We start from the raw sequence: 25,549 nt of genomic DNA, 5'->3' as shown, positions 1-25,549 counted from the left end.
AGTTACTGCCCCACAGAGTGAACAATTCTGATCTGCTTATCATCCGGCACCTCTTGATAGGACAGTACTCTCAGGGATGGAATCGTGTGTTTTACAAAACGACTCAAGGTGGTTCTGAGCACCCCTGAGGTTAATAATACGGCGGGCTCACCCACCATCTCTTGTTTCTGAGCCGACTCTGACAGCGATTTCTGCAATCGCTCTGCAAGCCCTGGCTCCAGTCCGGTATTTTCACCGTTACTTGATTGCAACGACTGATGCAATATCTGTTCCAGCTCTGGTGACAAGGTTATGACGGGAATCTCCGATTCAGAGCCGTTAATCTCTTGCACAATCAAGCGCTTCAGGGCGATTCGCACCGCTGCAGTCAACACGTCTGCATCTTGGCTTTTAGGGCCATACTCAACCAAGGTTTGAACTATGGTGCGGATGTCTTTTACTGACACGCCCTCATTCATCAGGTTTTGCATCACCTTAACCACAACGCCCAACGACAGAATGTCCGGTACCAGACCGTCCACCAACTTAGGCGACTCTTTGGAGAGAATATCAAGCAGTTGCTGAACCTCTTCATAGCCCAATAGCTGAGCGGCGTTGTTGCTCAATAGCTGGCTTAGGTGTGTGGCCACCACCGTGGCGGAGTCCACCACGGTATACCCTAAGGTTTGCGCGTGATCTCGACGCTCAGGCTCAATCCAAACCGCTTGCAGCCCAAAAGCGGGATCCGTGGTTTGTTGGCCCTCAAGCTGACCAAATACCTGGCCGGGGTTGATGGCCAGCTCGCAATCATGGCGAATCTCCGCCGAGCCAATGGCCACCCCCATCATGCTGATTCGATAGGCGTTGGGCGCCAAATCGAGGTTATCCCTGATGTGCACTGGCGGTACCAAAAATCCCAGCTCCTGGGACAGCTTCTTTCGAACCCCTTTGATTCGAGACAACAGTTCACCCTGCTGAGCTTTATCGACAAGCGGAATGAGTCTGTAGCCAACCTCCAAGCCGATGGTGTCGACCTGATTAACGTCTTCCCAACTGAGATCCTTACTTTCCGATTCAATACGCTCGGTCTGCGCCGCTTCCTCTTCGACGGCTGCCAGTTCCGTGGCCTTTTGGCGTCGCTTGTAGGTGAAATAGGTCAGCGCTGCGCCGCATAAACCAAAGCCCAAAAATGCCAACTTCGGCATGCCCGGCACCAAGCCCATGACCACCAGTACGCCGGAGGTCACCATCATCACTTTGGGATCGGCAAACATCTGGGTGACAACGGTCTCACCCATTTTTTGAGATTCGTTTTGACGGGTAATAATGATCGCCGCAGCAATGGAGAGCAGCAGCCCAGGGATCTGCGCCACCAAACCATCACCGATGGTCAACAAGGTGTAGATCTCAAGAGCTTGGGCAAACCCCAATCCATGTTGGCTCATGCCGATGACGAAACCGCCAAGGATGTTAATAAAGAGGATCAAGATACCGGCAATGGCATCCCCCTTTACGAACTTGGACGCACCATCCATCGCACCATAAAAGTCTGCCTCTTTGGCCACTTCGCCGCGGCGCTCTCGGGCCTGCTCCTGGTTGATGAGACCTGCATTCAGGTCGGCATCGATGGCCATCTGCTTACCTGGCATGGCGTCCAAGGTAAAACGTGCGGTGACCTCAGAGATACGACCGGCACCTTTGGTCACCACAACGAAGTTGATGATCACTAGGATCAAAAACACCACCAGACCCACGGCGTAGTTACCGCCAATCACCACCGAGCCAAAGGCTTCAATCACCTTACCGGCCGCATCGCCACCATTGTGACCTTCCAGCAGCACCAATCGAGTCGACGCCACGTTGAGCGCCAACCTGAGTAATGTGGCAATCAGCAGCACGGTAGGAAATGCAGCGAAATCCAGTGGACGCATGGTATAGATGGAAACCAGCAACACCACCAACGCCAACGCGATGTTAAAGGAGAACAGCATGTCCAACAGCAGCGCAGGCATTGGCAAGGTCACCATCGCCAAGGCAGCCAAGACCATCACCGGCGTACCAGCGCCCTTTAGGAAAACGCCATATTTGGAAAAGAAGTTATTCAGTGTCAGTTGTAGATTCATTTATTCGACTGATTATTGACGCCAAGCGTGGTGATTTACGGCTAAAAGCAAATTTCATGCCTTATGGAAAACCGCTTTACAAATCAGCATCGTAGGCTTGGCCATTGTTGTCTACGCGCAGTTCATCAGGGATGGGTAACTGATCCGGTAAAGGTATCGGTCTTCGACCTCGGCCTTTGCGGAACTGTTTCAGCTGGAATACGTAAGCCAGAATCTGAGCGACGGCAGTAAACAAGCCATCGGGGATCTGTTTATCTAACTTAGTGGAGTAATACACCGCTCGCGCCAGTTGCGGACAGCTGATCACCGGCACTTCGTATTCCCGAGCGATCTCTCGAATTTTCAGAGCGATCTCATCGGTGCCTTTGGCCACCACAATTGGTGCCCGAGCTTTCTCTTTGTCGTACTTCAGAGCCACGGAGTAGTGGGTTGGGTTGACCACCACCACATCCGCCTGAGGCACTTCACTCATCATCCGCCGCTGCGACATCTCCCGCTGCAATTGACGGATCCGCCCTTTCACTTCAGGGCGCCCTTCACTGTCTTTGTGCTCATCTTTGATCTCTTGCTTCGTCATCTTCAACTCTTTGTTGTGATTCCAAAGCTGATATGGCACATCGATCACAACGATCAACATCAGTGAGCAGCAGAGAAAGATAAATAACTTATTGAGCAAGGTGACAGAACTGGCAATGGCCGTCAGCGCGGTTCCCGTTGAAAGCTGCAACATGTCGTCGAAATAGAAACTGAGTAGCATCCAGGCGAACAGCGCCACCACACTGAATTTGGCCACCGCTTTTACCAGTTCAACCAACGCCTGAATCCCAAACATGCGTTTGAAGCCTTTTAAGGGGCTAAATTTATTTAGCTTTGGCGCGGCAGCTGACCAACTAAAGCTCATGCCTCCAAGGGCGATATTGCCCAGAAACGCCGCTACCGCTAAGAACACAATAAACCCCAAAACCGGCAGACCAACGGCCCAGAGGATATCCCCAAAAACGTGAGTCATCTGGCTCTCATCAAACACCTGTGCACGGCTGCGGGAAAACAGCGCCTTAGCCACCAACTGGATGCTCTCCGCCATGGATTGACCGAATATCATCATGGCGATGGCGGCTCCCAACAGCACCGAGGCGGTGCCCAACTCTTTCGAGCGGGGAACTTGGCCTTTCTCTCTGGCCTGCTGTTTTCGTTTCTCCGTGGGTTCTTCTGTTTTTTCCTGATCGCTGCTGTTCTCTGCCATTACGGCACCTCACACGGCAGTTGTAGGATGGAACAGATCTGGTTTTGACCTTCCGCCCAAGCGGCTTCAAAGTGGGGCATAAATCCACTGAGGGATAACCACAAAATCAGTAGCCCAGACAGCATGGTGATAGGAAAACCGATGGCGAAGATATTGAGCTGCGGCGCGGCGCGGGTCATCACTCCAAACGAGAAGTTGATTAACAGCAGTGCGGTCGCAGCCGACAGCGCCATGGTCAAGGCGCCAGCAAACATGTAGCTGCCCCAGTTGGCCAATTGCCAGTAATTGTCAGGAAGCATTCCTTGGCCAATGGGCAAGGTAGTGAAGCTCGCAACCAACATGCGAATCATCATTAAATGGCCATCAACCAAGAAGAAAATCAACGTCGATAACAACAGAAACAGCTGACCGACCAAGGGAACCTGCTGGCCATTACTGGGATCCACCATGGACGCAAACCCCAACGAAGTCTGCATGCCGATGATCTGCCCCGCAAGGATAAAAACGTTGAGCACCAGCAGGGACACAAAGCCGGTGCTGATGCCAATAATCACCTCATGGGCTGTGATTAAAACCCCCTCGGCCGAAAACATGGCGACATCCGGCGCCGGAGGCAATACCGGCGCTACGGCAACGGTAATCGCAACCGCCAGCCCCAATCGAATCTGTGCTGGCGTAGAGTTTCCCCCAATGGTAACCATCACCATCAGCATGGCGCTAATGCGGCACAGGGGCCACAACAGGTTGCGCATCCAACTGAAGATGACGTCTAGAGGCAACTCCATCAGCCAATGACCGCCGGAATGCGCTCCACCAGCTCAAAGGTAAATTCCATCAAGGTTTGAACCAACCAATGGCCTAAGAAAGCCAAGGTCAATAGGGTCACCAACAGGCGCGGTAGGAAGGACAAGGTTTGTTCGTTAATGGAGGTGGCCGCCTGAAACACCGCCACCACCAAACCGATCACCAGTCCAGGAACAATGATGGCGGATACGATGATCAAAATGGTGTAGAGGGCGTGGCGAAACAGATCAACAAAAGCTTCAGGAGTCATGGCTATATTCCAAAACTGCCGGCAAGGGTTCCCATCACTAGGCTCCAGCCATCCACCAACACGAACAGCATAATCTTAAACGGCAAAGACACGATCATTGGCGACAACATCATCATACCCATGGCCATCAATACCGAGGCGACCACCAGATCGATAACCAAAAATGGCAGGAACAGCATAAACCCAATCTGAAACGCGGTCTTCAGCTCTGACGTCACAAAGGCTGGAATCAAGACGCGCATCGGTGTCTCTTCCGGAGTGGTCACGTTAGTGGTGCCGCTGATCTCAAGAAAGGTATTCAAGTCGCTAATGCGGGTTTGTGACAGCATAAAGGCGCGAAGGGGAACCGCGGCACGATCCAATGCAGAGCGGGCGGTCACCTGCTCCTCCATATAGGGCACTACCGCATCTTCATAAATACGGTCCATCACCGGCGTCATCACAAACAGGGTCATGAACAGAGACATGCCGAGCAACACTTGGTTTGACGGAGTTTGCTGCAGGCCTAACGCTTGACGCAAAATGGCCAGAACCACGATGATTCGGGTGAAGCTGGACATCAATACCACCATGGCTGGCAGGAAAGTGAGCAGCGTCATCAAACCCAAAATCTGCAAGGAGACGGTGTAATCTTGGCTGCCATCGCCATTGGTGGTTACCGTCACCGCAGGGATCCCGGTTTCAGCCCAAGAGATCGACGGCACTAACAGGGGTAACAGGATACACACCCAGCCTATCCAGCGGTTCATGAGCGCTCCTCAGAGGCTGAGGCGGATTGCTGTTTTTTCAAGCCGGCAAACACTTTCGAAAAATCCGCCGGTTGTGGGCCATCAATTTTATCCTGCATCTTGTCCAGCAAGGTGATGCCGTTGGCGCTGACACCGATAAGGTACTGCTGCTCACCCACTTCAATCACCGCGACTTTGTCTTTGGCTCCTAGGGGTAAACTGGCCAGCAGCCGAATATCGCCGCTCATCTTGGTAGGCAAATTCATGCGCTTGGCCAACACCGCCAATCCCACAATCAGCGCCACCACAAGAAACAGGGTAGCTAGGGTGGTGGCGATCTGTTCACTGGGCTGAATCGGCTCGGCCAGTAAGGGCCCGCTCCACAGGCCCACCAGCAGCAGTAGTAGCAATCTCATTATTATTTCAGTTTCTTAATGCGCTCAGTCTGGCTGATTACGTCGGTCAGTCTAATACCAAATTTCTCGTTCACCACAACCACTTCTCCGTGGGCGATCAAGGTGCCATTCACCATCACATCCAGAGGTTCGCCGGCGACGCGATCCAGCTCGACCACCGAGCCTTGGTTAAGCTGCAACAGGTTGCGAATGGAGATGTTGCTGCGACCAACCTCCATGGAGATGGTCACCGGAATGTCCAAAATGGAATCCAGTTTTTGGCGCTCGTCTTCGGTTAATCCGGAAGGTTTTGGCTCCTCAAAAGATTCCAGTTCTACCGGCTCAGCCTGCTCCGCTAACGCCGAGGCCCACTCATCGGCAAGGCCATCTTGGTTGAACAGGTCGTCGTCATTACTCATTTTTAGGACTCTCTTTTAGCTGATCCAGCATTCCCTGCGCCATGTCATCGGCACTACGGAAGCCATTTTGCACCATCTGCAATTCGGTTTTAAAACTCTCTGGGCGTGGTATGCGTTCGGTAATTTGGATCGCCTTGTTGTCACCGGAGCGACCTAAGCGCCCCCGAAACGTGGGTAATCCCTCAACGCGCACCAACATGTTTTCCGGCATGTCGACCGGAATGATGTCTCCGGCTTTCATCTCGAGGATGTCATTAAGCGTAAGTTCTTTCTCCAGCAACGTACCAGAGAAACCCACCGGAACATCCAGAATCTCTTCCTGTAACGCCCGACCCCAACGCTGATCCGTATCCTGCTTATCAGACTGCACGCCAGCATCCAAAAGCTCACGAATCGGTTCAATCATGGAGTAAGGGAGAGTGATGTGGAAATCGCCACCACCACCGTCTAATTCAATGTGGAAAGAGGAGACCACCACCACTTCGGTGGGGCTGACAATGTTGGCCATTGCCGGGTTCACTTCCGAGTCAAGATATTCAAACTCAACGTCCATCACCGGCGACCAGGCTTCTTTGTAATCCTCAAACACGGTTTTGAGCAGAAGTTGGATGATTCGACGTTCCGTTGGCGTAAATTCTCGGCCTTCAATTTTGGCCTGGAATCGGCCATCACCGCCAAAGAAGTTATCCACCAGAATGAACACCAAACGCGCTTCCATGGTGATTAGACCGGTCCCTTTCAAAGGGCGGAATCGCACCATATTAAGACTGGTTGGCACGAACAAAGTGTGCACGTACTCACCAAACTTAATCATCTGCACGCCGTTGATCGAAATCTCTGCCGAGCGGCGCATTACATTAAATAAGCTGATGCGAAGGTGGCGGGCGAAACGCTCATTGACCAACTCCAACGTTGGCATTCGGCCACGAACAATTCGGTCTTGAGATGAGAAATCATAGGTTGCAGCGCCCGACGCGCCGTCATCCACTACCTCATCTTCAACCTCATCGACACCATGAAGTAGCGCATCAATTTCGTCTTGGCTAAGCAGATCGCTCATTGAATCTCTCTTATTGCATTACAAAGCCGGTGAAAAGAATCTTTTCAACCAATGGCTTGCCTGTTACTCCCGACAAAATGGATTGAACGTTGGTTAACGCCAGTGAGCGTAATTCGTTCTTCCCTTCACGGCTCTGAAGCTTGGCCGCATCGGCACTGCTAAACGTGCTTAGTAGGGAATCTTCCACCAAGGGGATGTGCTTTTTAACTAAATCTTGCGCTTCGATGCCACGCACCTGAATCTGCACGTTAATCTGTACCAGATAACTGCGTTTGTCGCTGGGCAGATTAAATAGGAACGGTCTAGGCAGAGACACATACAGGGCATCGCCGATGGTGACCTGCGTCGTCAAGTCCACCTGGTCCTGTTCAACACTTGCCTCATCATCATCGCTGAGAACCATTACGACCCCAGCCGCCAACACCGCAATCAATACCAGCGCTGCAGCAATGATGGCGGGAAGCATCCATTTCGGGCGCGTTTTTTCGTTCACTTCAACTTGCAACGACTCTTCGGCCATCGGTACGTTTCCTATTTTTTCTCTTTAACTGACAGAGAGTAACACACTGATGCTTATGCGTAGTAATCAATGCCACCGTCGACATTTCTTCCGCTTAATTGTTGGACATTGTGCAAGGTTTCATCATCCACCTCCACCATGCCATCGCCACCAGCAAACTGACCGCCCTGCTCCTGGCCGCCTTGATTGCCGCCACCCTGACTGATCTGAGTATCCGTTAGCGTAATGCCTTGTTGTTCCAACATTTCGCGAAGTCGAGGCAACGCTTGCTCAACCATCTCGCGAGTCTGAGTTTGAGCCACTTGAAGTTGCAACTGCGCCTGATCGCCGTTCATCTGAATCTTCACCTGCAGCGCCCCCAGCTCCGGTGGATCCAGACGAATTTCAGCCTGATTGGTGCGGCTGTTGATCATCATCATCATCCGCTCGCGCAGCTCTGGTGCCATACGCTCAGCTGCCACGGGCTGTCTCAACTGAGCCTGAACGTCTGCGGTATTGTGCTGTACACTCCGAGGCTCAGCGGTTCGGATGTTGTGCTGGCGCAGATGGTTGTCGACCTCACTGCCCTCTTGAGCTTCCAACGCACTATTTTCATGGGCGGCCAGAATCTGCGCCTGATCCCGCGTTAATGCATCTCCCGACGTCAGCAAGGTGCCCAGCTCGCCACTGGACTTAGGCAACGCACTTCGACCGGGCAATGCTTCGGAAACCGCATCCGAACCTGCCTCTGTGGCAGAGACAGGCGCTGCGGTTGAACCATTTAGCTTCTCCTGAACCGACTTAACCCCTTGAAGCTGAGCCAATAACTGAGCGTTGGCTCCAGTTGTCTTAACGGCCTCAGCATCCGTTAACGCCGATACCGATGAGGCGCTGGCGCCTTTGGTCTCGGCTACCACCTCAGTGCCATCGTCAGCAGGAGCCGCTTCTGCTTTCCCCTGCGCTTTCACCTCATTTGAATTGGCCGTCAGCATGGCCGCAAAGGGGGTTTTACTCTCTTTGCTGGCTTTGGTGTCATTAAGGACAACCTCATCCACGGTGACATCGGACTCGGTGGCCTCCGCCACTTCGTCAGCCTCGGCCTCTGATGTGGCCATCTCGCCTACGTTGGACGTGTCCAATTTGGCAAAAGGAGAGGGTTTATCGGTTTTAGGGGACTTAGGTTCACTCAGCCCAACTTGAGCCCCCTTACCTAATGCACTCGTGACAGCACTTTGGCCATCTTCGCCACCATCACTTGAGGTCATGGCTGAGTTCGAAGTGGCGCTGGTTTGCGCTGAGAGCAGCCCATCCCCGTCGTCACTGGCCTCGGTGGCCGGCTCTGAGGCATCGGATGTGGCATTAATTTGCCGCTTGGTGTCCGGGGTTGCCGCTAGCGCATCGCTGCTCGCTTTAGAGTCGGCATCGGTTTCGGTGCTCGCCAGCGTCTCTGGTTTCAAGCCTTCCTCTGAGCCCTCGTCAGCACCAAGCTCGCTAACATCATCCGCCAGCGTCGCAGAATCAGTTGTCTCCTCTGAACCCTCCATTGCGAAGAGCTTGCCACCTTGAGTCACTGCCGCTACGTTGCCTTTAATAGATGAGTCGCCATCTGTCGAATCTTTTGATTTTTTATCAGTATTTTGCGCGGATTTTTCCGTACTTTCGCCAGCGGAAGCACCTTTATTTGATGACTTAATCTCGGCACTGTCCAAGGGCTTTTCAGCTTCGCCCTTCTCTGGTTTCGCCTTTGAGGTACTGGCCGACTCGGACTGAGCTTGCTTACCATGCTCTCTCGCTAAAAACTCTCCAAAGTCACCTTGATTAGACGACTCATCAGCTTGCTGCTTGACTGGGTTCAACACCGAAATGGGGGCAGTTTGCATCTGTGCTTTCATGGAATTTCGTTGTCCTAACGTCAAAATGGTGACCGTTGCCCTACGCCAACAGGGGGCAACATCGAGCCTATGAACTTAAAAGCAAGAAATGTGCCGTTATAAATTTCGCCCAAAAGTTAGGTTGAGAAGTTTCAATCAGGAATCTAGGGGATTTACTGGGGCCCGTGTCTACTGGCCAGGGAATTGGGAGCGAATCTCCCTAAGCTTTACGACGAAGGTACTGTTGCAGCGAGAACTCATCCAGTTGCTGCTGCTCCACTTTTTCTGCCCGAAGTTGGCGGCGCTTGAGCTCTTTCTCAATCAGCAAAGAGAGAGCCTTCTGTTTCTGCTGAATCAATTGATATTGCGCTTGAAACTGCTTAACCGCCTCATCGGCATCGGCGATCTGTTTTCGCTGAGCATCGATGGCCCCATCCAACTTAGCAATAAAATGGTAATACTGCTGGTAGTGGTTAGCAGCCACGCGTTTACCGGCTTTTTCACTGGCCTGTTTTACGTAATCAAATCGGTAGGCATCCAGCTGGGTCAACTGCTCTTTCAAGGCATCGGATTGAGACCGAGCCGCCCGCAACTTTAGCTGTGCGTGCTCAAGCTCTTTATCTGCAAGATCCAAAACCTGTTGTAGCTGCTTAGGGTCAGCCATAGGTTACACCTTACAGTTCGCCGCTAAGCGAGCCAACTGCTCCAAACTTTCAGTATAAGTGGCCGGCCGCTTCATCTCTTGGCGTAAAAATGCGTTGAACGCAGGCTGCATCGCAATCGATTTGTCGACTTGAGGATCCGAGCCTTTTGAGTACGCCCCAATGGCAATCAAATCCTGATTTTGTCGGTACTTAGACCAAAGCTGCTTCACCATCTGTGCAGCCATCTGATGCGCCTGTTCGGTAACCATCGGCATCACACGAGAGATGGAGGCTTCGATGTCGATGGCTGGGTAATGGCCGCTCTCAGCGAGCTGACGCGACAACACAATGTGGCCGTCAAGAATCGCTCTGGAAGCGTCGGCGATGGGATCCTGCTGATCGTCCCCTTCGGTTAACACCGTATAGAATGCGGTAATGCTGCCCTGACCGGGACCACCATTACCGGCGCGCTCAACCAGTTTAGGGAGCTTGGCAAAAACGGAGGGCGGATACCCCTTGGTGGCTGGGGGCTCACCAATAGCAAGAGCGATCTCCCGCTGGGCCTGTGCATAACGAGTCAGTGAGTCCATCAACAGCAGAACATTGCGGCCGCAATCTCGGAAATACTCGGCGATGCGGGTGGAGGTTTCACAGGCACGCAAACGCATCATCGGGCTATTATCCGCCGGAGAAGCCACAACCACGGCTCGAGCGCGACCTTCCGGCCCTAGGATCTCTTCAATAAACTCCTTCACCTCTCGGCCACGTTCGCCGACCAAGCCCACCACAATCACATCGGCGTTGGTCCCCCGAGTCATCATGCCGAGCAGTACCGACTTACCCACACCAGAGCCTGCAAACAGCCCCATTCGTTGGCCTTGTCCAACGGTCAGCAGGGCATTAATAGTACGAACGCCAGTATCAATGGGCTGGCTGATGGCACGGCGCACCATGGGATTTAGCAGCGGTGCACTGGTGGCGGCGTATTGACTGGTTTTCAGCGGCCCTTGGCCATCGATGGGTTCACCATTGCCATCGATGACTCGGCCTAGCAAAGCGTTGCCTACGGCCAAACCTCGGCGACCGCCAATGGGGGTTACTTTGGCTCCGGGAAGCACCCCTTTCATCTCTTCGATGGGCATTAGGTAGAGAAGCTGATCGTCGAAGCCAACCACTTCAGCGAGAATCTCGCCGGCGAGGGTATCGATGGCACACAGAGAGCCCACGGCGGCGCGACAGCCTACCGCTTCGAGAGTCAGGCCAACAACCCGCAACAACTGGCCGGAAGCCACCGGCGCATAGGAGGCAACATTGTGCTGCCAGGCCTTAAGTCGTTGATTAAGCCTCTGGCTTCGATTCTGCATCTGCAGTATCCGTGGATGCCGGTGTATCAGGGACCACTTCCGCTGACGCGGACTCTGGCGCGTTCGCCTCTTGACTCACCGGTTCAGGGGAGAATTCAGGATAAGGGGGCTCGCTAACGGGATCTCGAGGGCGAGCTAAAAAGCCTTGCAGCACCGTCTCCATGCGAGTGGCTAAGTCCATCTCCACCTGGGAGCGGCTGGTCACCAACCTCAGGCTACCTCGAGACAAGCTAGGCTCCAGCTGCAGTTGCCAATCTCGACGCGTTAACTCCTGTTCGCCGAAGCTCTGTTGAATTAGCTCCAAATCTTCGGCATTGGTCTCGATCACCACCTGCTGACCTTTACTGGGGAGCGCGTCCATGCCTTGCCTTAAGGCAACCAGTAATGGCTCAGGCTGGGTTTTTACTTCACAGGCGATCACCGCCTTAGCCAGTTGCACGCTCAGCTCAACCAGCTCATGCTCAATTTGATCATCCACCGCTTTGAGAGGCGCTACGAGTTCCGCGAGCAGCGACTGCCACTGAGCCACCTTGGCATCAATTCGGACTTTGCCCTCCGCTAAACCTTGCTCAAGGCCCTGTTCAAAACCTTGCTGATGCCCCTCTTCAAGCCCTTTCAGGCGGCCTTGCTCCAAACCCTGTTGGTGTCCATCAGCCTTACCTTGATCGAAGCCCTCTTGACGAGCTTCCTCTTGAATGGCTTCGATCTCCGCAAGGGTCAGAGGCTGGGGAGCTTCTTCGGTTTCTTCTGGCTCAGGCTCCACCGGTCGCTGGCGATTGACCGCATTAACCTCTGGCTCATTGGAGTCATCGCCTATGTCTGGCAGGTCCCAGTGCTCGGCCAACTCGCTGCTGACCGAATCCAGTGCGAAGGGGCGGTGTAGGTCTCGGCTCATGGGTTACACAAACTCTTCGCCACCGGCGCCGCCAAGTACGATGTCGCCAGCATCCGCCAAGCGGCGAGCAATAGACAGCACCTCTTTTTGAGCCAACTCCACCTCGGAAATTCGTACCGGCCCCATGGCTTCCAAGTCGTCGCGAACCAGGTCCGCCTGACGTTTGGACATGTTGCCCAGAATCTTCTCTTTGAGCTGGTCGTCTGCGCCTTTGAGCGCCCGAATGAGTACCTCTTGCTGCAGCTCACGCAGCAACACCTGCATCGCCTTGTCGTCCATATCCGCCAAGTTCTCGAATACAAACATCAGATCCTGAATCTGCTGACCCAGCTCTTCGTCGGTATCGCGAATCGATTCCATCAACTGGCCTTCGATGCCGGTATCTAGGTAATTCATGATGTTGGCTGCCGCTTTCAGGCCGCCCATCTTGGCCGCTTGCGCACCGGACTGACCCGCAAACTGCTTCTCCATGATGTCGTTCAGCTCCTGCAATGCAGCTGGCTGAACCTCTTCAAGGTTGGCAATACGCAACATCAGATCCAAGCGAACTCGCTCGGTAAACTGGCTCATGATCTGTGCCGACTGATCCGGCTCCAGATAGGAGAGCACGATGGTTTGAATCTGAGGGTGTTCATTTTGAATGATGTTGGCCACCTGGCGGGCGTCCATCCACTTCAGTGAATCAAGTCCTGTGGCACCATTGCCCATCACAATCTGGTCAATCAGGTTACCCGCTTTGTCTTCACCCAACGCATGGGTCAGGGCCTTCTTAACGAACTCCTGACTGTTCAGACCGATGGAGGAGAACTTCTTAATCTGCTCTAAGAACAAGCGGTGAACTGCGGTCACCTTGTCTTGGCTGAAATTGTTCATTCCCGCCATCGCCATGCCCACCTTTTGAACCTGCTTTGGCTCAAGGTTACGCAGTACCTGAGCCGCATCGGACTCAGATAGGCTCAGCAGCAAGATGGCGGTTTTTTCGATGCCGTTAAGATTCTTTACGTCAAAGTCCGCCACCGGCATGGCGTTATCTGTTGGAACTAAATCAGGCATCTTCTTCTAACCAATGTTTAATCACTTGAGTCGACAGTTCAGGCTCATTGGCCACCAATGCACGGATGGCGCGCAACATGTCGTCTTCACGATGCAGGTCTGGCAACTGAATCGAGCCGTCGTCAGCATAGCTGTAGTCGCCATCGGCCTGGCTCAATACGCCCAGCGTATCCGCGGCGTATTGATCTTCAATCTCAGCCAACTCTTCACCGCTAAGGCCTGTTTTGGCTTTATCACCCTCAGGATCCAATAGACGTTTCATCATTGGGCGAATCACCGCAAAGATGATAACGATGATCACCAAGGCGCCACTGCCAAACTTCACCAGTCGCCAGAACATCGGCTGCTCATAAAGTGGCACTTCCGGCACTTCCAGAGACACGCCTTCGGCAAACGGTATGGAGATTACCTCAACGGTATCTCCCCGTTGCTGGCTGAAGCCGATACTGGCTTCCAGCAGACGGCTTAAACTGTTGAGTTCAAGCTCTGAGCGTGGCTGCGGCTGCGCTTGCTCTCCCGCTGCTGCGGGAGCCAGTACGTAATCCACGGCAACGGACACCGTAATTCGACGAATCACGCCTACCTGTTGGCGCACGTGGCTGACGGTAGAATCCAGTTCGTAGTTACGGGTCTCTTCAGAGCGCTGATGGCGGTTGCCGTTGATGCTGTTTTGCTCAATCTCGGCAGCATTTTGCGGAATCTGTGACTCCATCGGCGGTTGGTTGGTCAACGCTCCCGGAATGCCACTGGAACCCTGCCCCTGCCGATTGTCATTAACTAGCATTTCGCTTCTTAGAGCCGGTAGATCTGGGTTGTAGCGCTTCGAGGTCTCCTCCACGGCGGAGAAATCCATGGCCACATCCACCTGAGCGGTGTAGTTACCTATGCCCAAAACGGGGATCAAAATCGAGTCAATCTTATGCAGCAGCGCTTGCTCCTGCTGATTCTCCACCTCAAGTTCACGTCGAGCGCGCGAGGAGACGGCATCCTGACTGCCGGAATTTAACAACCTGCCATGCTGGTCGGTCACAGTTACTCGAGAAGGAGACAGTTTGTGAACCGCCGATGCCACAATGTCCACAATGGCATCCACTTCACTTTGGCGCAGTTCCGTATTGCGAGCCAAACCAACCACCACCGTTGCTGACGGCTGAGCTTGCTGGCGTGCAAACACATTGGCTTTCGGCAACGCCAGAATTACCCGAGCACGACTGACGCTACGTAGCTCTTCAATGGCTTTGGCTAGACTCTGTTCTTGGGTGTGTTTTAGTCGAGCGGATTCCAAACGCTGACTGACGCCAAAGCCGCTATCTTGTGAGAGAAAGTCTTGTTCGTTTGCACTCATGCTCTCTAAGCCAGCACGAGTCATCTGCAAACGGATATCGGCATATTGATCCTCTGGTACCGAGATCACATTGCCTTCAACCTTATATTCGATTTTCTGTTGATCGAGAAAATCTAAGGTTTCAACCAGCTCTGCGGTCTCCATCTTGCCCAGAGGACGGTAATCCGGCTCCTGAGCCCAGATAAAAATAAACACCACCAGCAATAAAAATACCGTTAGCGCCAAGATCATCGAGATCTGACGCAAGGTATCGGTACCAGCAAGAGAACCAAAAGGACTCGCCTTATTCTCTTCTACCGTTTCTGGGCTGTCGGTCTCCATCGGCAGTGCCGATTCGCTACCAATTGCCAGTTGTGTTGACTGATTTGCCTCTGCCACCGTATCACCTTACGCCCATTAAACAGGCATACTCATAATCTCTTTGTAAGCTTCAACCAGCTTGTTTCTTACCTGTACCGTTGCTTCAAAGGCAACGCCAGCTTTCTCTTTGGCGATCATTGTCTCTGATAATGTCACGCTGCTATCGCCCAGCTCCAAGCGCGTCGCTAAGCTCGAGGATTGCTTTTGTAGGCCATTAACATGGTCTATGGCATTTCCTAATAGCGACTCAAAATCCGCCTGACTGGTGTTGACCGTCGGCTGCAGTGCGCCCGGTTGTGACTCAACCGCCAGTTGCTGCATCTCGGCGATCATAGAGGCATTATTAATTTCCATCTTATCCTTCCTCGGCTTTCCACTGGTTTACGCAGGTAACTCAATACCCAAATCGCGCATTTTTGCCATTTTATATCGCAAGGTTCTCGGGCTAATACCGAGCTGCTCAGCAACCGCTTTGCGACTTCCTCGGTGTTGCTGCAATGCATCAACAATGATCTGATGTTCTTGTTGCTGAAGCTCACTGCCCAAACTGTCACTCAATGACTCTGCAGGCATCGGTACCGCAACTTTAACCACCTCCATCTCATCGATAAAGAGATCGGAAGCTTCAATTTCGCCGCCAGAATATAGGATTAATGCTCGCTGTACCACGTTCTCTAACTCACGAACGTTACCCGGCCACGAATAACCGTTCAGCTTAGCTTTGGCCGCTGCTGACAATTGTGGGCTCGGTCGACCTTCAGGCTGGTGGCGTGAAATCAGATGCTCCGCCAGCGGCACAATGTCCCCAGGGCGTTCACACAGAGGCAACCAGTGTAAAGGAAATACATTCAAGCGGTAATAGAGATCCTCACGAAATTCACAACTGGCTACCGCTTGTTTGAGATCTCGGTTTGACGTTGCCAGTACGCGAACGTCCAATTTGATGGTTTTACGTCCGCCAATTCGCTCCACTTCCCGCTCTTGCAGGACTCGCAACAATTTGGATTGCAGCCCAAGATCCATCTCGGTGATCTCGTCCAATAAGATGGTGCCGCCTTGCGCCTGCTCAAACTTACCCGGAGACGCAGAAACCGCACCGGTAAACGCGCCCTTTTCATACCCAAACAGAGTGGCTTCAAGCATGTTTTCTGGAATGGCAGCGCAGTTGATGGCGACAAAGGGCTTGCTAGCTCGCGCAGACTGTTGATGTAGATATCGAGCCAGTACCTCTTTACCTGAGCCACTTGGACCACCGATCATCACCGACGCGTCTGACTGGGCAACTCTGGCAGCCAATTGCAGCATATTAACGCTGGCTGGATCCTCAGCAATAGGCTGATCCGTTTTACTTTCAACCGGCTGAAGGTAACGCTGAACCTGATGCAGCAACACTTCCGGAGCAAAGGGTTTGGTTAAATAATCGGTCGCCCCGCAGCGCATCGCTTCCACCGCAGCGTCGATGCTGCCATAAGCGGTCATCAACAGTACCGGCAACTGCATCGATTTTGCGCGGATGGACTTAAGCAGTGTCACGCCGTCCATGGTCGGCATCTGAATGTCGGAGATCACCAGATCGGGCTGCTGCTTGGCCAATATCATTAGCGCCTGCTGACCATCTCCCGCCTCTAAGCACTGGTAACCACCCAACATCAATGTATCCACTAACGCTTCACGCAACCCTAGGTCGTCCTCGACCACTAACAGAGTCGGTTGTGTCATGCTGGTTGCTCCTGATCTTGCTTAATGAGCGGAAAGCTCAATGTAAATTGGCTGCCTTTACCGGCAATTGAGGCTAAATGCAGCTCTCCCTGATGGGCTCGGCAGATGGTATGCAGCAAGGCCAACCCTAAGCCAGTACCATTGGCTTTGGTGGTGTAGAAAGGCGTAAGTGCCTGCTGTTGCTGTTCCGGAGTCATGCCTTTGCCATTATCGACCACCTCAATCAGGCAGCGACTGTCTTGTTGTTTTACTTTTACCCGAATCGCCGAGGCATCGGCCTCAATGGCGTTATTGATGAGATTTTGAAGGCCACCAATGAGCCCACGGGCATTGGTGTCAATCCATAGAGGCGATTCCACCGAGACCGCCATCGCCACTTGTCGTTGCTGCAACTGCGCTTCACAACTGCGCTCTAACTCTTCCACAAGCTCGCTGACCGCCACCGGTTTGGAATCACTGCTGTGACCACTTCGAGCAAACAGCAGCAGATCATTCACTCGCTGTTCCAGTTCACCTAAGCGAGCCATCAACTTTTGTTGGAAGCGTTCTCTGCCGCTCTCATCCAATTTTGGGCTAGCGAGATTGGCACCGTACAGCAGGGCGGCGGACAAGGGGGTGCGGATCTGATGAGCTAACGACGCCGCGACTTTGCCTAACGCAGACAGGCGCTGCATATGAGATACATTCTGTTGCAGAGCTCGGGTTTCCGTTAGGTCCGTTAACATCAACAATTGACCGGATTCCGGTGTCAGCGAGCGTGTGGTCAAACTGATGCGGCGGCCATTTTTCAGGGAAACCTCATGGCCATCGTCGGCTCTGGGGGCAAACACAGAGTCAATAATCTGACGCCACTTAACCCCTTCCAGCTCACAGCCTAACATTTCGCACGCTGCCGGATTGGCTCTTTCAACCACGCCAAATTCATTCAATAACAGCACGCCCGCAGGCAATACATGCATTAAATGGTCAAAACGGCTTTGATCATGGCCTTGTTCGAAAGGGGTGGTGTGCTCGCTGGCTTGGTCCATTAACCTGTCAGGGTCCCGTCAAAGAATCGATTCAAAGTGACTGATGAAGGAAAATAAAGCAACTTATATGCCAGTGCGAGTATTTTAAAAACAAAACATCGATTTGATCTAATAAATCAAATCGATGTCCTTTTAAGAAATGATCTGAGGTATTGTGCCAGGTAGGATGAACTCAGTGGTTCCTAGACCTTATTGAGGCCATATTTACGCATCTTTTCCACAAGAGTAGTGCGTCGCATGCCTAACTTCTCTGCGGCCTTAGCCACCACGCTACCAGTCTGTTCAAGCGCTTGGCGGATCATCTCCACCTCCAGCTCCGCCAACATGTCTTTGAGGTTAACGCCATCTTCTGGCAGTTCAGAACTGAACTTTGACTCAGGTAATTCAATTGGCTCTTCTCCACTGAACAGAGCGGCCAATACATCTCGCTCCTGAAGCTCTTCAGGATAGTCCGGCAAATACTGAGGCACATCCACATGACGATACTTCGCGGGCAGATCATTAACGTCCACCAACCCATTTGGGTACAAGATCACCATGCGTTCCACCAAGTTAGACAGTTCGCGAACGTTACCTAACCATGGATGGGCCACCAGAGAGTCAACGGCACGTTTAGTAAAACGAACGGAAGCTTTCCCCTCCCCCTCAATGCGGCTGATAAGCTCTTGCAATAGAAGAGGAATGTCTTCTTTACGCTCGTTCAGTGCTGGCATCTCAATTGGGAAAACATTTAATCGATAGTAGAGATCCTCTCTAAACCGATTTTTCTCAATCATCTGCTCCAAGTCTTGATGAGTTGCCGCAACAATGCGTACGTCGGCCTTTATCGCCTTGGTGCCGCCCACCCGCTCAAAGGTGCGCTCTTGAAGTACCCTTAGCAGCTTGACCTGCATATGAGCAGGCATATCACCGATCTCATCAAGGAATAAAGTGCCACCTTCAGCCAGCTCAAAACGGCCCTTGCGAGTGCCGATGGCGCCGGTGAATGCGCCCTTTTCATGACCAAAGAGTTCACTCTCTAGCAGTTCAGCAGGGATCGCACCACAGTTAACTGGGATGAAAGGCCCATCTCGGCGCTGAGACAGATAGTGAATATTTCGGGCAACCACCTCTTTACCGGTGCCAGACTGACCAAGTACCAGTACCGTAGCTTCAGTTTCAGCGACTTGAGTCATCAGATGGCGAACTTCGGCAATCGCAGAGCTGCGACCAACGAGGCTACGGAACAGTTTGGTTTGATTTGGACTAGTGGGGGCAACCTCGTGCCGAGTTCGAGTGTAAACTTGGCAGAAGTGCAACATCTCCGTTAACTGAGAGTAGACAAAAGGCGTTACAAGTTGGCCGACTAGGTTGGCCATTTCCACTTGTGGCGCATCTAAGCTCAAGAACGGCTGATGGGGATAACCTCTAAGCAAATCAATAATTTGCTCGTTATCCTTATTAGATTGAGCACCAAAAATGATGCTCCTGTAACGTTCTGAATCACTCAAGCGCTTGGATAAACTGTCGATATCAACAATTTCAACAGATTCCCCAAGGAAGTTAAGTAAAAAGCTTAATTGTTGGCACCGTTCCTGATTCCAATCAGCTAACAAAATGCTTATGTCTGTCTGCATTACTTATCTTCCGGGCATGCCCACTGTGCTTAAAGCGTTACTTAATTATTGTCAGTACAGCAATACAAAAACCCCCATACGGGGCAATTGCGCTGTTTATATGACTTGTTTGTAGTCGTTATTTTAATGGCTAGAAACGCATTAGCAAGCGACCTTGATATTTGAATCTAGTTTAACATTCAAATTCAAGGCCACTTAACAGAAGATTACGCAGGGGTTTTTAATTGATGATGCTCTGCAGGGATTGCGTCCCAGCCTTCTTTTACAGTCTTAAGCAGATCAATCACTTCGTCCAATTTTTCACCGCTGTTTTCCGCGTTTGCTTCGGTTATGCGTCGAATAGCATATTCGTATAAAGCGGATAGATTGTCTGCGATCTCACCGCCTTTTTCAAAATCTAATGCCGCTTTTAGGTGAGTTAAAATCTCAACGGTACGACCAGTTAACTCACCTTTTTTCGAGATCTGCTTAGTTTCGATGCACAACTTGGCCTGGATCAGCTTGTCGATGCTACCGCCCAGCAGCAGTTGCACCACCTTATGAGGAGAAGCTTCTGCCTTTTGGCTATCGACAGACATCTTGCTATAGGCTTTTAAGGAACCACGCATCTTATTTTCCTAATTCAATGTTTTGATATACAGAGACCTGCTTGCGACCTTTGCGGTAGCCGCCAAGCTGCTGCTGTTGTTTTGCTAACTCTGCTTTGGCTTGAGCGGCCAAAGCGCGTGAAATGTCTAGCTGCAATCGCAGCCAGTTGGGGTCTTTCGCCAGTTCAGTAGTCAATAACTCAGATAAACAGGCCTTGCGGGCTTTGATCTGCTCATCCAATTGAGACAACAGCGGATCTCTGTGCTCTACATCGGCTTGCTCAATCTCTTTAAGCAATTCCGAAATTCGTTGGGACACTTGATTCAACTGGTTTTGGTTCATTTCTTACTTGTAAATCCAGGTAGTGAATCGAATCGACTCTGAAGATCGGCACTTTGTGCATTAAGTTGAGATACCGCTAGATCCATGGCGTTAAACTGTTTATACAGACGATTTTCATAAGCCGTCATTCTAGTAGCCAGCTGCAAACGATCATCTTTGATGCGGTCCAACTGGCCTTGAAGTGAGTCATCTCGCCCCTCGAAGATGCCACCACTTTGAACGTAGGATTCAACAATGCCATCGAGCTTAAAGGCTAAACCCGTGTCTTCCGCAGAAAACAGCTCACCTACCTCGATCGCTTGATTTTTTAATGCATCGTCTAGTTTGTCACTATCGACTTGTAGCTTGCCATACCGGTCCGTTGAAACGCCAAACATCGACAGAGACTTACCTCCATCACTGGTATCAAATAACTGACCTAACGCACCGCGCATCTGACTTTGGATGGAGCGTGGTAAAGAGTCCCCTTGCAACGGACCTGCAGCTTTCGTTTCGGCATCGTAGGCGCCAAGACTATCAACCGTGGTCATCATCTCGTTGTAAGCTTCAACAAATGCCTCGATGTTCTCTTTTACATCTGAAGTATTGTCTTCAATGGTGATTTTGGTGGTTTCATTCAGGTCGGCCTTCCTAAGGTCTAGGCTAACCCCTTGAATTGCACCATCCACGGTATTATCCGCAGAGGTCACTTTCAAACCATCGATATAGACAATGGCATCTTTCGCAGGTTGAAGTTCGGTAGTGGCTCCAAACGTGTCTAGGATGGCCTGATCACCTGTCGCCGTAGCGGTAATGGTGTTTTCAGTACCGGTCTTGTCAGAACTCATTACCAAACGGCTACCAGTATCGTCTGTCACGATGGTTGCCGTAATACCGACATTGTCTTCAGAGTCATTGATCTTGCGCATGATGTCCTGCATGGAATCACTCGCTTCGATATCCACGGAGAACGACTCCCCATTGACATCCAGACTCATCTTACCGGTACCGATTCCAGCGGTCACATCACTTACACCAGCAGAACCGATCTTCTGGTTTTCAGCCAGTTGCTCAACAGTAACGTTGTAGCTGCCATTAACGGCATCTTTATCTGCGGTGGCAGAAAGGTATTCGGTTTGATTACGGGAGACGGTTTTTTTTGCAAACTCGTCGGGGTCTTTCAGCTTCTCTAGGCTATCTTGGAAGGTCGTCAGGGCACTTTTCAAAGAGCCAATGGCCGATATTTCAGATTGGACATTGGCTTCACGCAGGTTAAAGCTCGCCTCTTTCGGCGCTTTTTCTGCGTCAACCAACACCTTTACGATGTTATTAATGTCCAAGCCAGAGCCAAGACCTACCGCTGTTAAGCCCATAATTTCACCCTATCTTGTAAAATCTAGATCATCTCTTCTACGAGTAAACCACTCGCTTTCGACATCTTAGCGGCAAGCTCAAGCACACTCTCGGCAGGAATTTGCCGGATCACTTCACCTGAACTCGCCTCCAACACCTTAACCACACTGCGGTCAGTATCTTCATCAATCGAAAACTGAATATTTTTTTGAATCGAGCTGAAAAACTCATTCAGCCCTTGTGTTGCCTTCTCTACACGCTCCTGCAGCTCAACGTCATCTTGTTTTTGAGCTTCCTGAGTCGCAGTGACTGCATCCGCGGCTACAGGCTCCGCTTGAGTCGCTTGATTTGACAAACTATTGACGTCTTTTGCGTCAGAAGATGCAGCTATTGTGCCAGCTTGGGGTGTTAAAGTGATATCCATGGCCAATTCCTCAGTTATGGCGTTGTGTGTCATAACAAATATCTAAACCCAAACAAGAGTTGACCGACTTCCATTACAGTCGCAGCTTGTCAGTTAGGTTATCGGAACCATTGAACAAAACTTTAACGATTTTTTATAGTTTGCACATAGAAAAAGCCGAGAACGCTCTGATTTTCCTATCCAGAGCTGCAGCAAGAGATAACTGGGACTGAGCTATCTTGGACTAGAGTACAGAGGTGCAGCAAGAGATAACTGGGACTGAGCTATCTTGGACTAGAGTACGGCATCAATCCAACAGCCGCGCCCATACACGGCTTAACTTCAGACTGTGAGCCATAGAAAAATCGACCATCTGGCTACCCACTCCACTCTATTGCAACGCACCTTTTTGTCATTAATAGTTAGGATCAAAAAAGCCACCCTCTCGGGTGGCTTTTGTTCTGAAAGATTCAGAGAGCTTACAGCAGAGACAGAGCCGCTGATGGCAGCTGGTTCGCTTGAGCCAGCATAGCAGAGGAAGACTGAGACAGAACCTGCTGCTTAGACAGCTCGGCAGTTTCTTTCGCGAAGTCTACGTCTTGAATACGGCTACGAGAATCACTGATGTTGGTCTGAATGTTACCCAAGTTGTTGATGGTGTGGTTCAGACGGTTTTGAGTCGCACCCAAGTCAGCACGCTGCTCATCAATCATTGCAATCGCGCCGTCAATCACGTCGATAGCGTTTTGAGCACCGTCAGAGGTGGCGATATCGATAGACGCTACGTTAGCCAGAGTAGAAGAGCTGGTTGCAGTAATTTCAGCCAGGTTCGCAGTGGTTGCAGTAGACATAGTGAAGCTTGAAGAGGAATCGAAGCTTACAGTACCAGTTACAACCGCACCATCTTCCGCATCATCGGCAGTGGTGACGTTACCAGCTTCATCGTAGCCAGCCAGAGTCAGAGTATCGGTAGTACCGTTGGTTGCGTGGCCAGAGATAGCAATGTTGTCGCCCTTCTCGCTCAGCAGCTCAATTTTACCGTCTTTCAGGCTAGCACTTACGCCAGTGGTACCAGAACCTGCGTTGATCTGGTCAACGATATCTTCAGAAGTGGTTGCGTTGGTGATGGCCAGTGATTCGCTGTCGTTCACGCCGCCTACATCTAGGCTGAAGCTGATTGCAGTAGCATCACCCTTACCAAATACCAACTGAGCTTCGGTACGCGCATTGGCGCTTACACCAGTGCCCGCAGCACCGTTATTTACTGCTGCAGCAAATTCCGCTGCAGAAGAGTTTGCTGCGTAGGTGATGTTTGCAGTGTTGCCGTTACCGGCGATGGTCAGGGTGTCACCAGCCAAACCGTTCGCGTTAACTGCCGCATCCACGGCGTTACCGCCCATGATGGAACCCGCATCGTCAATCTGGTTACTACCGATAGAGGTAGCAGAAACATTACGCAGAGAGATAGAGATGGTTTCGTTGCTGTTGGAACCAACCTGGAAGCTCTGAGAGCCATAGGTGCCGTCCAGCAGCTGCTGGCCACCGAAAGAGGTAGTGTCAGCAATACGAGTCAATTCTTCTTGCAGAGCAGTAACTTCTTTCTGCATAGACGCACGGTCTTCTGCAGAGTTAGAGCCGTTAGCAGACTGCAGGGACAGGTCACGCATACGCTGCAGAATGTTGGTGGATTCTTGCATCGCACCTTCAGCAGTCTGAGCAATGGAGATACCGTCGTTGGCGTTACGCATTGCTACGTCTAGGCCGTTGATCTGGCTGGTCATACGGTTAGAGATTTGCAGACCTGCCGCATCGTCTTTCGCGGAGTTAATGCGAAGACCAGATGCCAAACGCTCCATGGAGGTTTGAGTGGCGCTGTTTGCCTTGTTCAGATTGCTCTGAGCCTGCATGGAAGTAACGTTGGTATTTACACTAAGGGCCATGATGGATTCCTCTTGATGTCCGGCGTTCTAGCCTTTGTTTCGAGCGCCGGATAATGGCGCTTCCCTGTTGCTTACACCTTGTATCGACCTGTTCAGAAATACCTTTAACGATTTCTTGATCTTTTTTAACGGTAAGCGCAAATTCCCTACGCACCTCACATTTCGCCCACTAACAGCACCACTTTTATCGGCCGTCCCCACAAAAAAAACCAAGTTAAGCCCATGATTTATAAAAATAAAAACAAGAAGATAAATTAGTGCCCACATAGAAACAAAAAAGCCAACTCGAAAAGAGTTGGCTCATTTTTCTGAAGAAACCGCGAGAAAAAATGCTAGATATAGTCAAACAGTGACACGCCACTCACCTTGCCGAAGGTTTCCGTCAAGGCATTCATGGCCAGGTTCTGGCGCTCAAATTCAGAGATGGCCGATGCATAATCCAGATCTTCTAGGCTGGATTTCACGCTCTCGGATACCAGTTTCATGTCCGAATGTTGAGCTTCATAGGTATCGAGAGACTTCATGCGGTTACCCACTTCGGCGCGAACGCCTGTAGCGTGGTTAAACACCTCGGTCAGATCCCCTAGCAACTGACCATACTCCGCTTGGACCTGATTGGCAGATAGACCTGATTCATTCTCAAGCAGCTCAATGGTGCGATTAATAATGGTAAAGGGATCCGAGGTCTTCTGTTCATTCAGCACCAACTCATCGCCAATCTTAGGCTCACCGCTAAAGGTAAACTCAATGCCATCAATGGCAATCGGCTGAGTCGGGTCGAAAGCCACAGGAACTGGCGTTCTCAAAGTACCGGTGGAATCGGTAATCTCATAGGCCACATTGCCCGCACCATCATCCACAAAATTGAATCGGTAGTCGCTTTGCGGATTCTGAGTCGGGTCGACGATCTCCGCTTTCTCCACAAAAAACTTGCCGTCCATGGTAGCATTGGCGTAATCCGCCTGATAATCCCCAGCGGCAATACGCACCCCCATAAACACTTCATCGCCTGGGTCATTGGTGATCACTTCAATGCCATCACTCACCATGGCGGTTCGCTGACCTGAGTTGCCGGCATAGTTCACGGTTCCGCCAGCATCAACAAACGGCTTGGTATTACTGGCCGTTCCAGAAAAGATGTAGTTACCGGATTCATCCTGACTGTTTGCTAACGCAACTAGCGCATCAAACTGAGATTTAAGATCATCCGCGTGAACCTTACGACTGTCCGCAGATAGGGAACCGTCGTTGGCCTCCAGCATGGTGTCGCGAATGCTCATTACTAAGGTTTCATAGGAGCTCAGGTGAGGCTCCTCTTGCTTTAATCGGTTGTTGGCCAAATTGATATTAGCTTCATACTGGCCCAACATAGCCGACTGTTGCTTGAGGTTCTCAATGGCAATGTTTGCCACCGGATCATCTGCGGCCGTATTAACCTGCTTACCGCTGGAAAGCTGCTGCAACACCTTGTTTGTCGACGACTGTAGATTCGTCAGGTTATTGGTGTTCATGTTGTAGAACTGATAAGTGGAAACTCGCATGCTCTACG

General features: G+C 51.4%; 25 protein-coding genes. All 25 read right to left on the bottom strand.

From position 1 onward, the window contains the following. Positions 1–2: 2 nt before the first annotated feature. Positions 3–2,102: a flagellar biosynthesis protein FlhA gene (gene flhA, locus FCL42_RS00330; protein WP_136861393.1), complete on the bottom strand. Its 2,100-nt coding sequence runs from the start codon at positions 2,100–2,102 to the stop codon at positions 3–5. Between the two features lie 76 nt (positions 2,103–2,178). Next, on the bottom strand, positions 2,179–3,345 hold the full coding sequence (gene flhB, locus FCL42_RS00325; RefSeq protein WP_136861392.1) for a flagellar biosynthesis protein FlhB: 1,167 nt from the start codon (positions 3,343–3,345) through the stop codon (positions 2,179–2,181). After that, on the bottom strand, positions 3,345–4,130 hold the full coding sequence (gene fliR, locus FCL42_RS00320) for a flagellar biosynthetic protein FliR (protein ID WP_136861391.1): 786 nt from the start codon (positions 4,128–4,130) through the stop codon (positions 3,345–3,347). Before fliR ends, flhB begins: the two co-directional genes overlap by 1 nt. Next, positions 4,130–4,399 carry a flagellar biosynthesis protein FliQ gene (gene fliQ / locus FCL42_RS00315; protein WP_136861390.1) on the bottom strand — a complete coding sequence of 90 codons (270 nt, stop codon included), beginning with the start codon at positions 4,397–4,399 and terminating at the stop codon, positions 4,130–4,132. Before fliQ ends, fliR begins: the two co-directional genes overlap by 1 nt. Before the next feature lie 2 nt (positions 4,400–4,401). Then, a complete protein-coding gene (gene fliP, locus FCL42_RS00310) occupies positions 4,402–5,148 on the bottom strand; it encodes a flagellar type III secretion system pore protein FliP (RefSeq protein WP_136861389.1) in 747 nt (248 codons plus the stop codon). After that, entirely contained in the window at positions 5,145–5,543 is a 399-nt protein-coding gene (gene fliO, locus FCL42_RS00305; RefSeq protein ID WP_136861388.1) for a flagellar biosynthetic protein FliO, read from the bottom strand. Before fliO ends, fliP begins: the two co-directional genes overlap by 4 nt. Before the next feature lie 2 nt (positions 5,544–5,545). Next, positions 5,546–5,941, bottom strand: coding sequence for a flagellar motor switch protein FliN (gene fliN / locus FCL42_RS00300; protein ID WP_136861387.1), 396 nt, complete (start codon positions 5,939–5,941; stop codon positions 5,546–5,548). After that, entirely contained in the window at positions 5,934–7,001 is a 1,068-nt protein-coding gene (gene fliM / locus FCL42_RS00295; RefSeq protein WP_136861386.1) for a flagellar motor switch protein FliM, read from the bottom strand. The genes fliN and fliM overlap by 8 nt, the downstream gene beginning before the upstream one ends. Before the next feature lie 10 nt (positions 7,002–7,011). Further along, a complete protein-coding gene (locus FCL42_RS00290; protein WP_136861385.1) occupies positions 7,012–7,521 on the bottom strand; it encodes a flagellar basal body-associated FliL family protein in 510 nt (169 codons plus the stop codon). Between the two features lie 53 nt (positions 7,522–7,574). Beyond that, positions 7,575–9,392, bottom strand: coding sequence for a flagellar hook-length control protein FliK (locus tag FCL42_RS00285; protein ID WP_136861384.1), 1,818 nt, complete (start codon positions 9,390–9,392; stop codon positions 7,575–7,577). Between the two features lie 199 nt (positions 9,393–9,591). Further along, positions 9,592–10,035, bottom strand: coding sequence for a flagellar export protein FliJ (fliJ, locus tag FCL42_RS00280; RefSeq protein WP_136861383.1), 444 nt, complete (start codon positions 10,033–10,035; stop codon positions 9,592–9,594). A 3-nt stretch (positions 10,036–10,038) separates the two neighbouring features. Continuing rightward, on the bottom strand, positions 10,039–11,379 hold the full coding sequence (gene fliI / locus FCL42_RS00275; protein ID WP_136861382.1) for a flagellar protein export ATPase FliI: 1,341 nt from the start codon (positions 11,377–11,379) through the stop codon (positions 10,039–10,041). Further along, entirely contained in the window at positions 11,354–12,274 is a 921-nt protein-coding gene (fliH, locus tag FCL42_RS00270; RefSeq protein ID WP_136861381.1) for a flagellar assembly protein FliH, read from the bottom strand. Before fliH ends, fliI begins: the two co-directional genes overlap by 26 nt. A 3-nt stretch (positions 12,275–12,277) precedes the next feature. Further along, positions 12,278–13,297, bottom strand: coding sequence for a flagellar motor switch protein FliG (fliG, locus tag FCL42_RS00265; protein WP_136861866.1), 1,020 nt, complete (start codon positions 13,295–13,297; stop codon positions 12,278–12,280). Between the two features lie 22 nt (positions 13,298–13,319). Beyond that, a complete protein-coding gene (gene fliF, locus FCL42_RS00260) occupies positions 13,320–15,023 on the bottom strand; it encodes a flagellar basal-body MS-ring/collar protein FliF (RefSeq protein ID WP_407644359.1) in 1,704 nt (567 codons plus the stop codon). A gap of 45 nt (positions 15,024–15,068) precedes the next feature. Beyond that, on the bottom strand, positions 15,069–15,386 hold the full coding sequence (fliE, locus tag FCL42_RS00255; protein ID WP_136861380.1) for a flagellar hook-basal body complex protein FliE: 318 nt from the start codon (positions 15,384–15,386) through the stop codon (positions 15,069–15,071). A gap of 27 nt (positions 15,387–15,413) precedes the next feature. Next, on the bottom strand, positions 15,414–16,751 hold the full coding sequence (locus FCL42_RS00250; RefSeq protein WP_136861379.1) for a sigma-54-dependent transcriptional regulator: 1,338 nt from the start codon (positions 16,749–16,751) through the stop codon (positions 15,414–15,416). Further along, entirely contained in the window at positions 16,748–17,779 is a 1,032-nt protein-coding gene (locus tag FCL42_RS00245) for a sensor histidine kinase (RefSeq protein WP_136861378.1), read from the bottom strand. The genes FCL42_RS00250 and FCL42_RS00245 overlap by 4 nt, the downstream gene beginning before the upstream one ends. 182 nt (positions 17,780–17,961) lie before the next feature. After that, on the bottom strand, positions 17,962–19,395 hold the full coding sequence (locus tag FCL42_RS00240; RefSeq protein WP_136861377.1) for a sigma-54 dependent transcriptional regulator: 1,434 nt from the start codon (positions 19,393–19,395) through the stop codon (positions 17,962–17,964). Positions 19,396–19,601: 206 nt separating this feature from the next. Then, positions 19,602–20,003 (bottom strand): flagellar export chaperone FliS, encoded by a 402-nt coding sequence (fliS, locus tag FCL42_RS00235; RefSeq protein ID WP_136861376.1) that lies wholly within the window; start codon positions 20,001–20,003, stop codon positions 19,602–19,604. Between the two features lies 1 nt (position 20,004). Next, a complete protein-coding gene (locus FCL42_RS00230) occupies positions 20,005–20,325 on the bottom strand; it encodes a hypothetical protein (RefSeq protein ID WP_136861375.1) in 321 nt (106 codons plus the stop codon). Beyond that, on the bottom strand, positions 20,322–21,677 hold the full coding sequence (fliD, locus tag FCL42_RS00225) for a flagellar filament capping protein FliD (RefSeq protein WP_136861374.1): 1,356 nt from the start codon (positions 21,675–21,677) through the stop codon (positions 20,322–20,324). The genes FCL42_RS00230 and fliD overlap by 4 nt, the downstream gene beginning before the upstream one ends. 23 nt (positions 21,678–21,700) lie before the next feature. Continuing rightward, positions 21,701–22,081, bottom strand: coding sequence for a flagellar protein FlaG (locus tag FCL42_RS00220; RefSeq protein ID WP_169308229.1), 381 nt, complete (start codon positions 22,079–22,081; stop codon positions 21,701–21,703). A gap of 458 nt (positions 22,082–22,539) precedes the next feature. Beyond that, complete coding sequence (locus tag FCL42_RS00215) at positions 22,540–24,000, bottom strand: flagellin (protein WP_136861372.1); 1,461 nt, start codon at positions 23,998–24,000, stop codon at positions 22,540–22,542. 332 nt (positions 24,001–24,332) lie between these two features. Then, positions 24,333–25,541, bottom strand: coding sequence for a flagellar hook-associated protein FlgL (gene flgL, locus FCL42_RS00210; protein WP_136861371.1), 1,209 nt, complete (start codon positions 25,539–25,541; stop codon positions 24,333–24,335). Between the last annotated feature and the right edge of the window lie 8 nt (positions 25,542–25,549).

This window comes from Ferrimonas aestuarii (assembly GCF_005116665.1).
GTDB lineage: Bacteria > Pseudomonadota > Gammaproteobacteria > Enterobacterales > Shewanellaceae > Ferrimonas > Ferrimonas aestuarii.
The sequence above is the reverse complement of the archived record's forward strand: the minus strand, read 5'-3'. Positions and strand labels throughout refer to the sequence as shown.

Bases quoted from the DNA above. Each gene is read 5' to 3' on its own strand.
- FCL42_RS00230 (WP_136861375.1), bottom strand. From the start codon at position 20,325: ATGAACCAAAACCAGTTGAATCAAGTGTCCCAACGAATTTCGGAATTG.
- flgL (WP_136861371.1), bottom strand. From the start codon at position 25,541: ATGCGAGTTTCCACTTATCAGTTCTACAACATGAACACCAATAACCTG.
- fliH (WP_136861381.1), bottom strand. From the start codon at position 12,274: ATGAGCCGAGACCTACACCGCCCCTTCGCACTGGATTCGGTCAGCAGC.
- fliG (WP_136861866.1), bottom strand. From the start codon at position 13,297: ATGCCGGTGGCGGACTTTGACGTAAAGAATCTTAACGGCATCGAAAAA.
- fliE (WP_136861380.1), bottom strand. From the start codon at position 15,386: ATGGAAATTAATAATGCCTCTATGATCGCCGAGATGCAGCAACTGGCG.
- fliQ (WP_136861390.1), bottom strand. From the start codon at position 4,399: ATGACTCCTGAAGCTTTTGTTGATCTGTTTCGCCACGCCCTCTACACC.
- fliI (WP_136861382.1), bottom strand. From the start codon at position 11,379: ATGCAGAATCGAAGCCAGAGGCTTAATCAACGACTTAAGGCCTGGCAG.
- fliS (WP_136861376.1), bottom strand. From the start codon at position 20,003: ATGCGTGGTTCCTTAAAAGCCTATAGCAAGATGTCTGTCGATAGCCAA.
- FCL42_RS00240 (WP_136861377.1), bottom strand. From the start codon at position 19,395: ATGCAGACAGACATAAGCATTTTGTTAGCTGATTGGAATCAGGAACGG.
- flhA (WP_136861393.1), bottom strand. From the start codon at position 2,102: ATGAATCTACAACTGACACTGAATAACTTCTTTTCCAAATATGGCGTT.
- fliR (WP_136861391.1), bottom strand. From the start codon at position 4,130: ATGGAGTTGCCTCTAGACGTCATCTTCAGTTGGATGCGCAACCTGTTG.
- FCL42_RS00250 (WP_136861379.1), bottom strand. From the start codon at position 16,751: ATGACACAACCGACTCTGTTAGTGGTCGAGGACGACCTAGGGTTGCGT.
- fliP (WP_136861389.1), bottom strand. From the start codon at position 5,148: ATGAACCGCTGGATAGGCTGGGTGTGTATCCTGTTACCCCTGTTAGTG.
- fliN (WP_136861387.1), bottom strand. From the start codon at position 5,941: ATGAGTAATGACGACGACCTGTTCAACCAAGATGGCCTTGCCGATGAG.
- fliJ (WP_136861383.1), bottom strand. From the start codon at position 10,035: ATGGCTGACCCTAAGCAGCTACAACAGGTTTTGGATCTTGCAGATAAA.
- fliM (WP_136861386.1), bottom strand. From the start codon at position 7,001: ATGAGCGATCTGCTTAGCCAAGACGAAATTGATGCGCTACTTCATGGT.
- FCL42_RS00245 (WP_136861378.1), bottom strand. From the start codon at position 17,779: ATGGACCAAGCCAGCGAGCACACCACCCCTTTCGAACAAGGCCATGAT.
- FCL42_RS00290 (WP_136861385.1), bottom strand. From the start codon at position 7,521: ATGGCCGAAGAGTCGTTGCAAGTTGAAGTGAACGAAAAAACGCGCCCG.
- FCL42_RS00215 (WP_136861372.1), bottom strand. From the start codon at position 24,000: ATGGCCCTTAGTGTAAATACCAACGTTACTTCCATGCAGGCTCAGAGC.
- FCL42_RS00220 (WP_169308229.1), bottom strand. From the start codon at position 22,081: ATGGATATCACTTTAACACCCCAAGCTGGCACAATAGCTGCATCTTCT.
- FCL42_RS00285 (WP_136861384.1), bottom strand. From the start codon at position 9,392: ATGAAAGCACAGATGCAAACTGCCCCCATTTCGGTGTTGAACCCAGTC.
- fliO (WP_136861388.1), bottom strand. From the start codon at position 5,543: ATGAGATTGCTACTACTGCTGCTGGTGGGCCTGTGGAGCGGGCCCTTA.
- flhB (WP_136861392.1), bottom strand. From the start codon at position 3,345: ATGGCAGAGAACAGCAGCGATCAGGAAAAAACAGAAGAACCCACGGAG.
- fliD (WP_136861374.1), bottom strand. From the start codon at position 21,677: ATGGGCTTAACAGCGGTAGGTCTTGGCTCTGGCTTGGACATTAATAAC.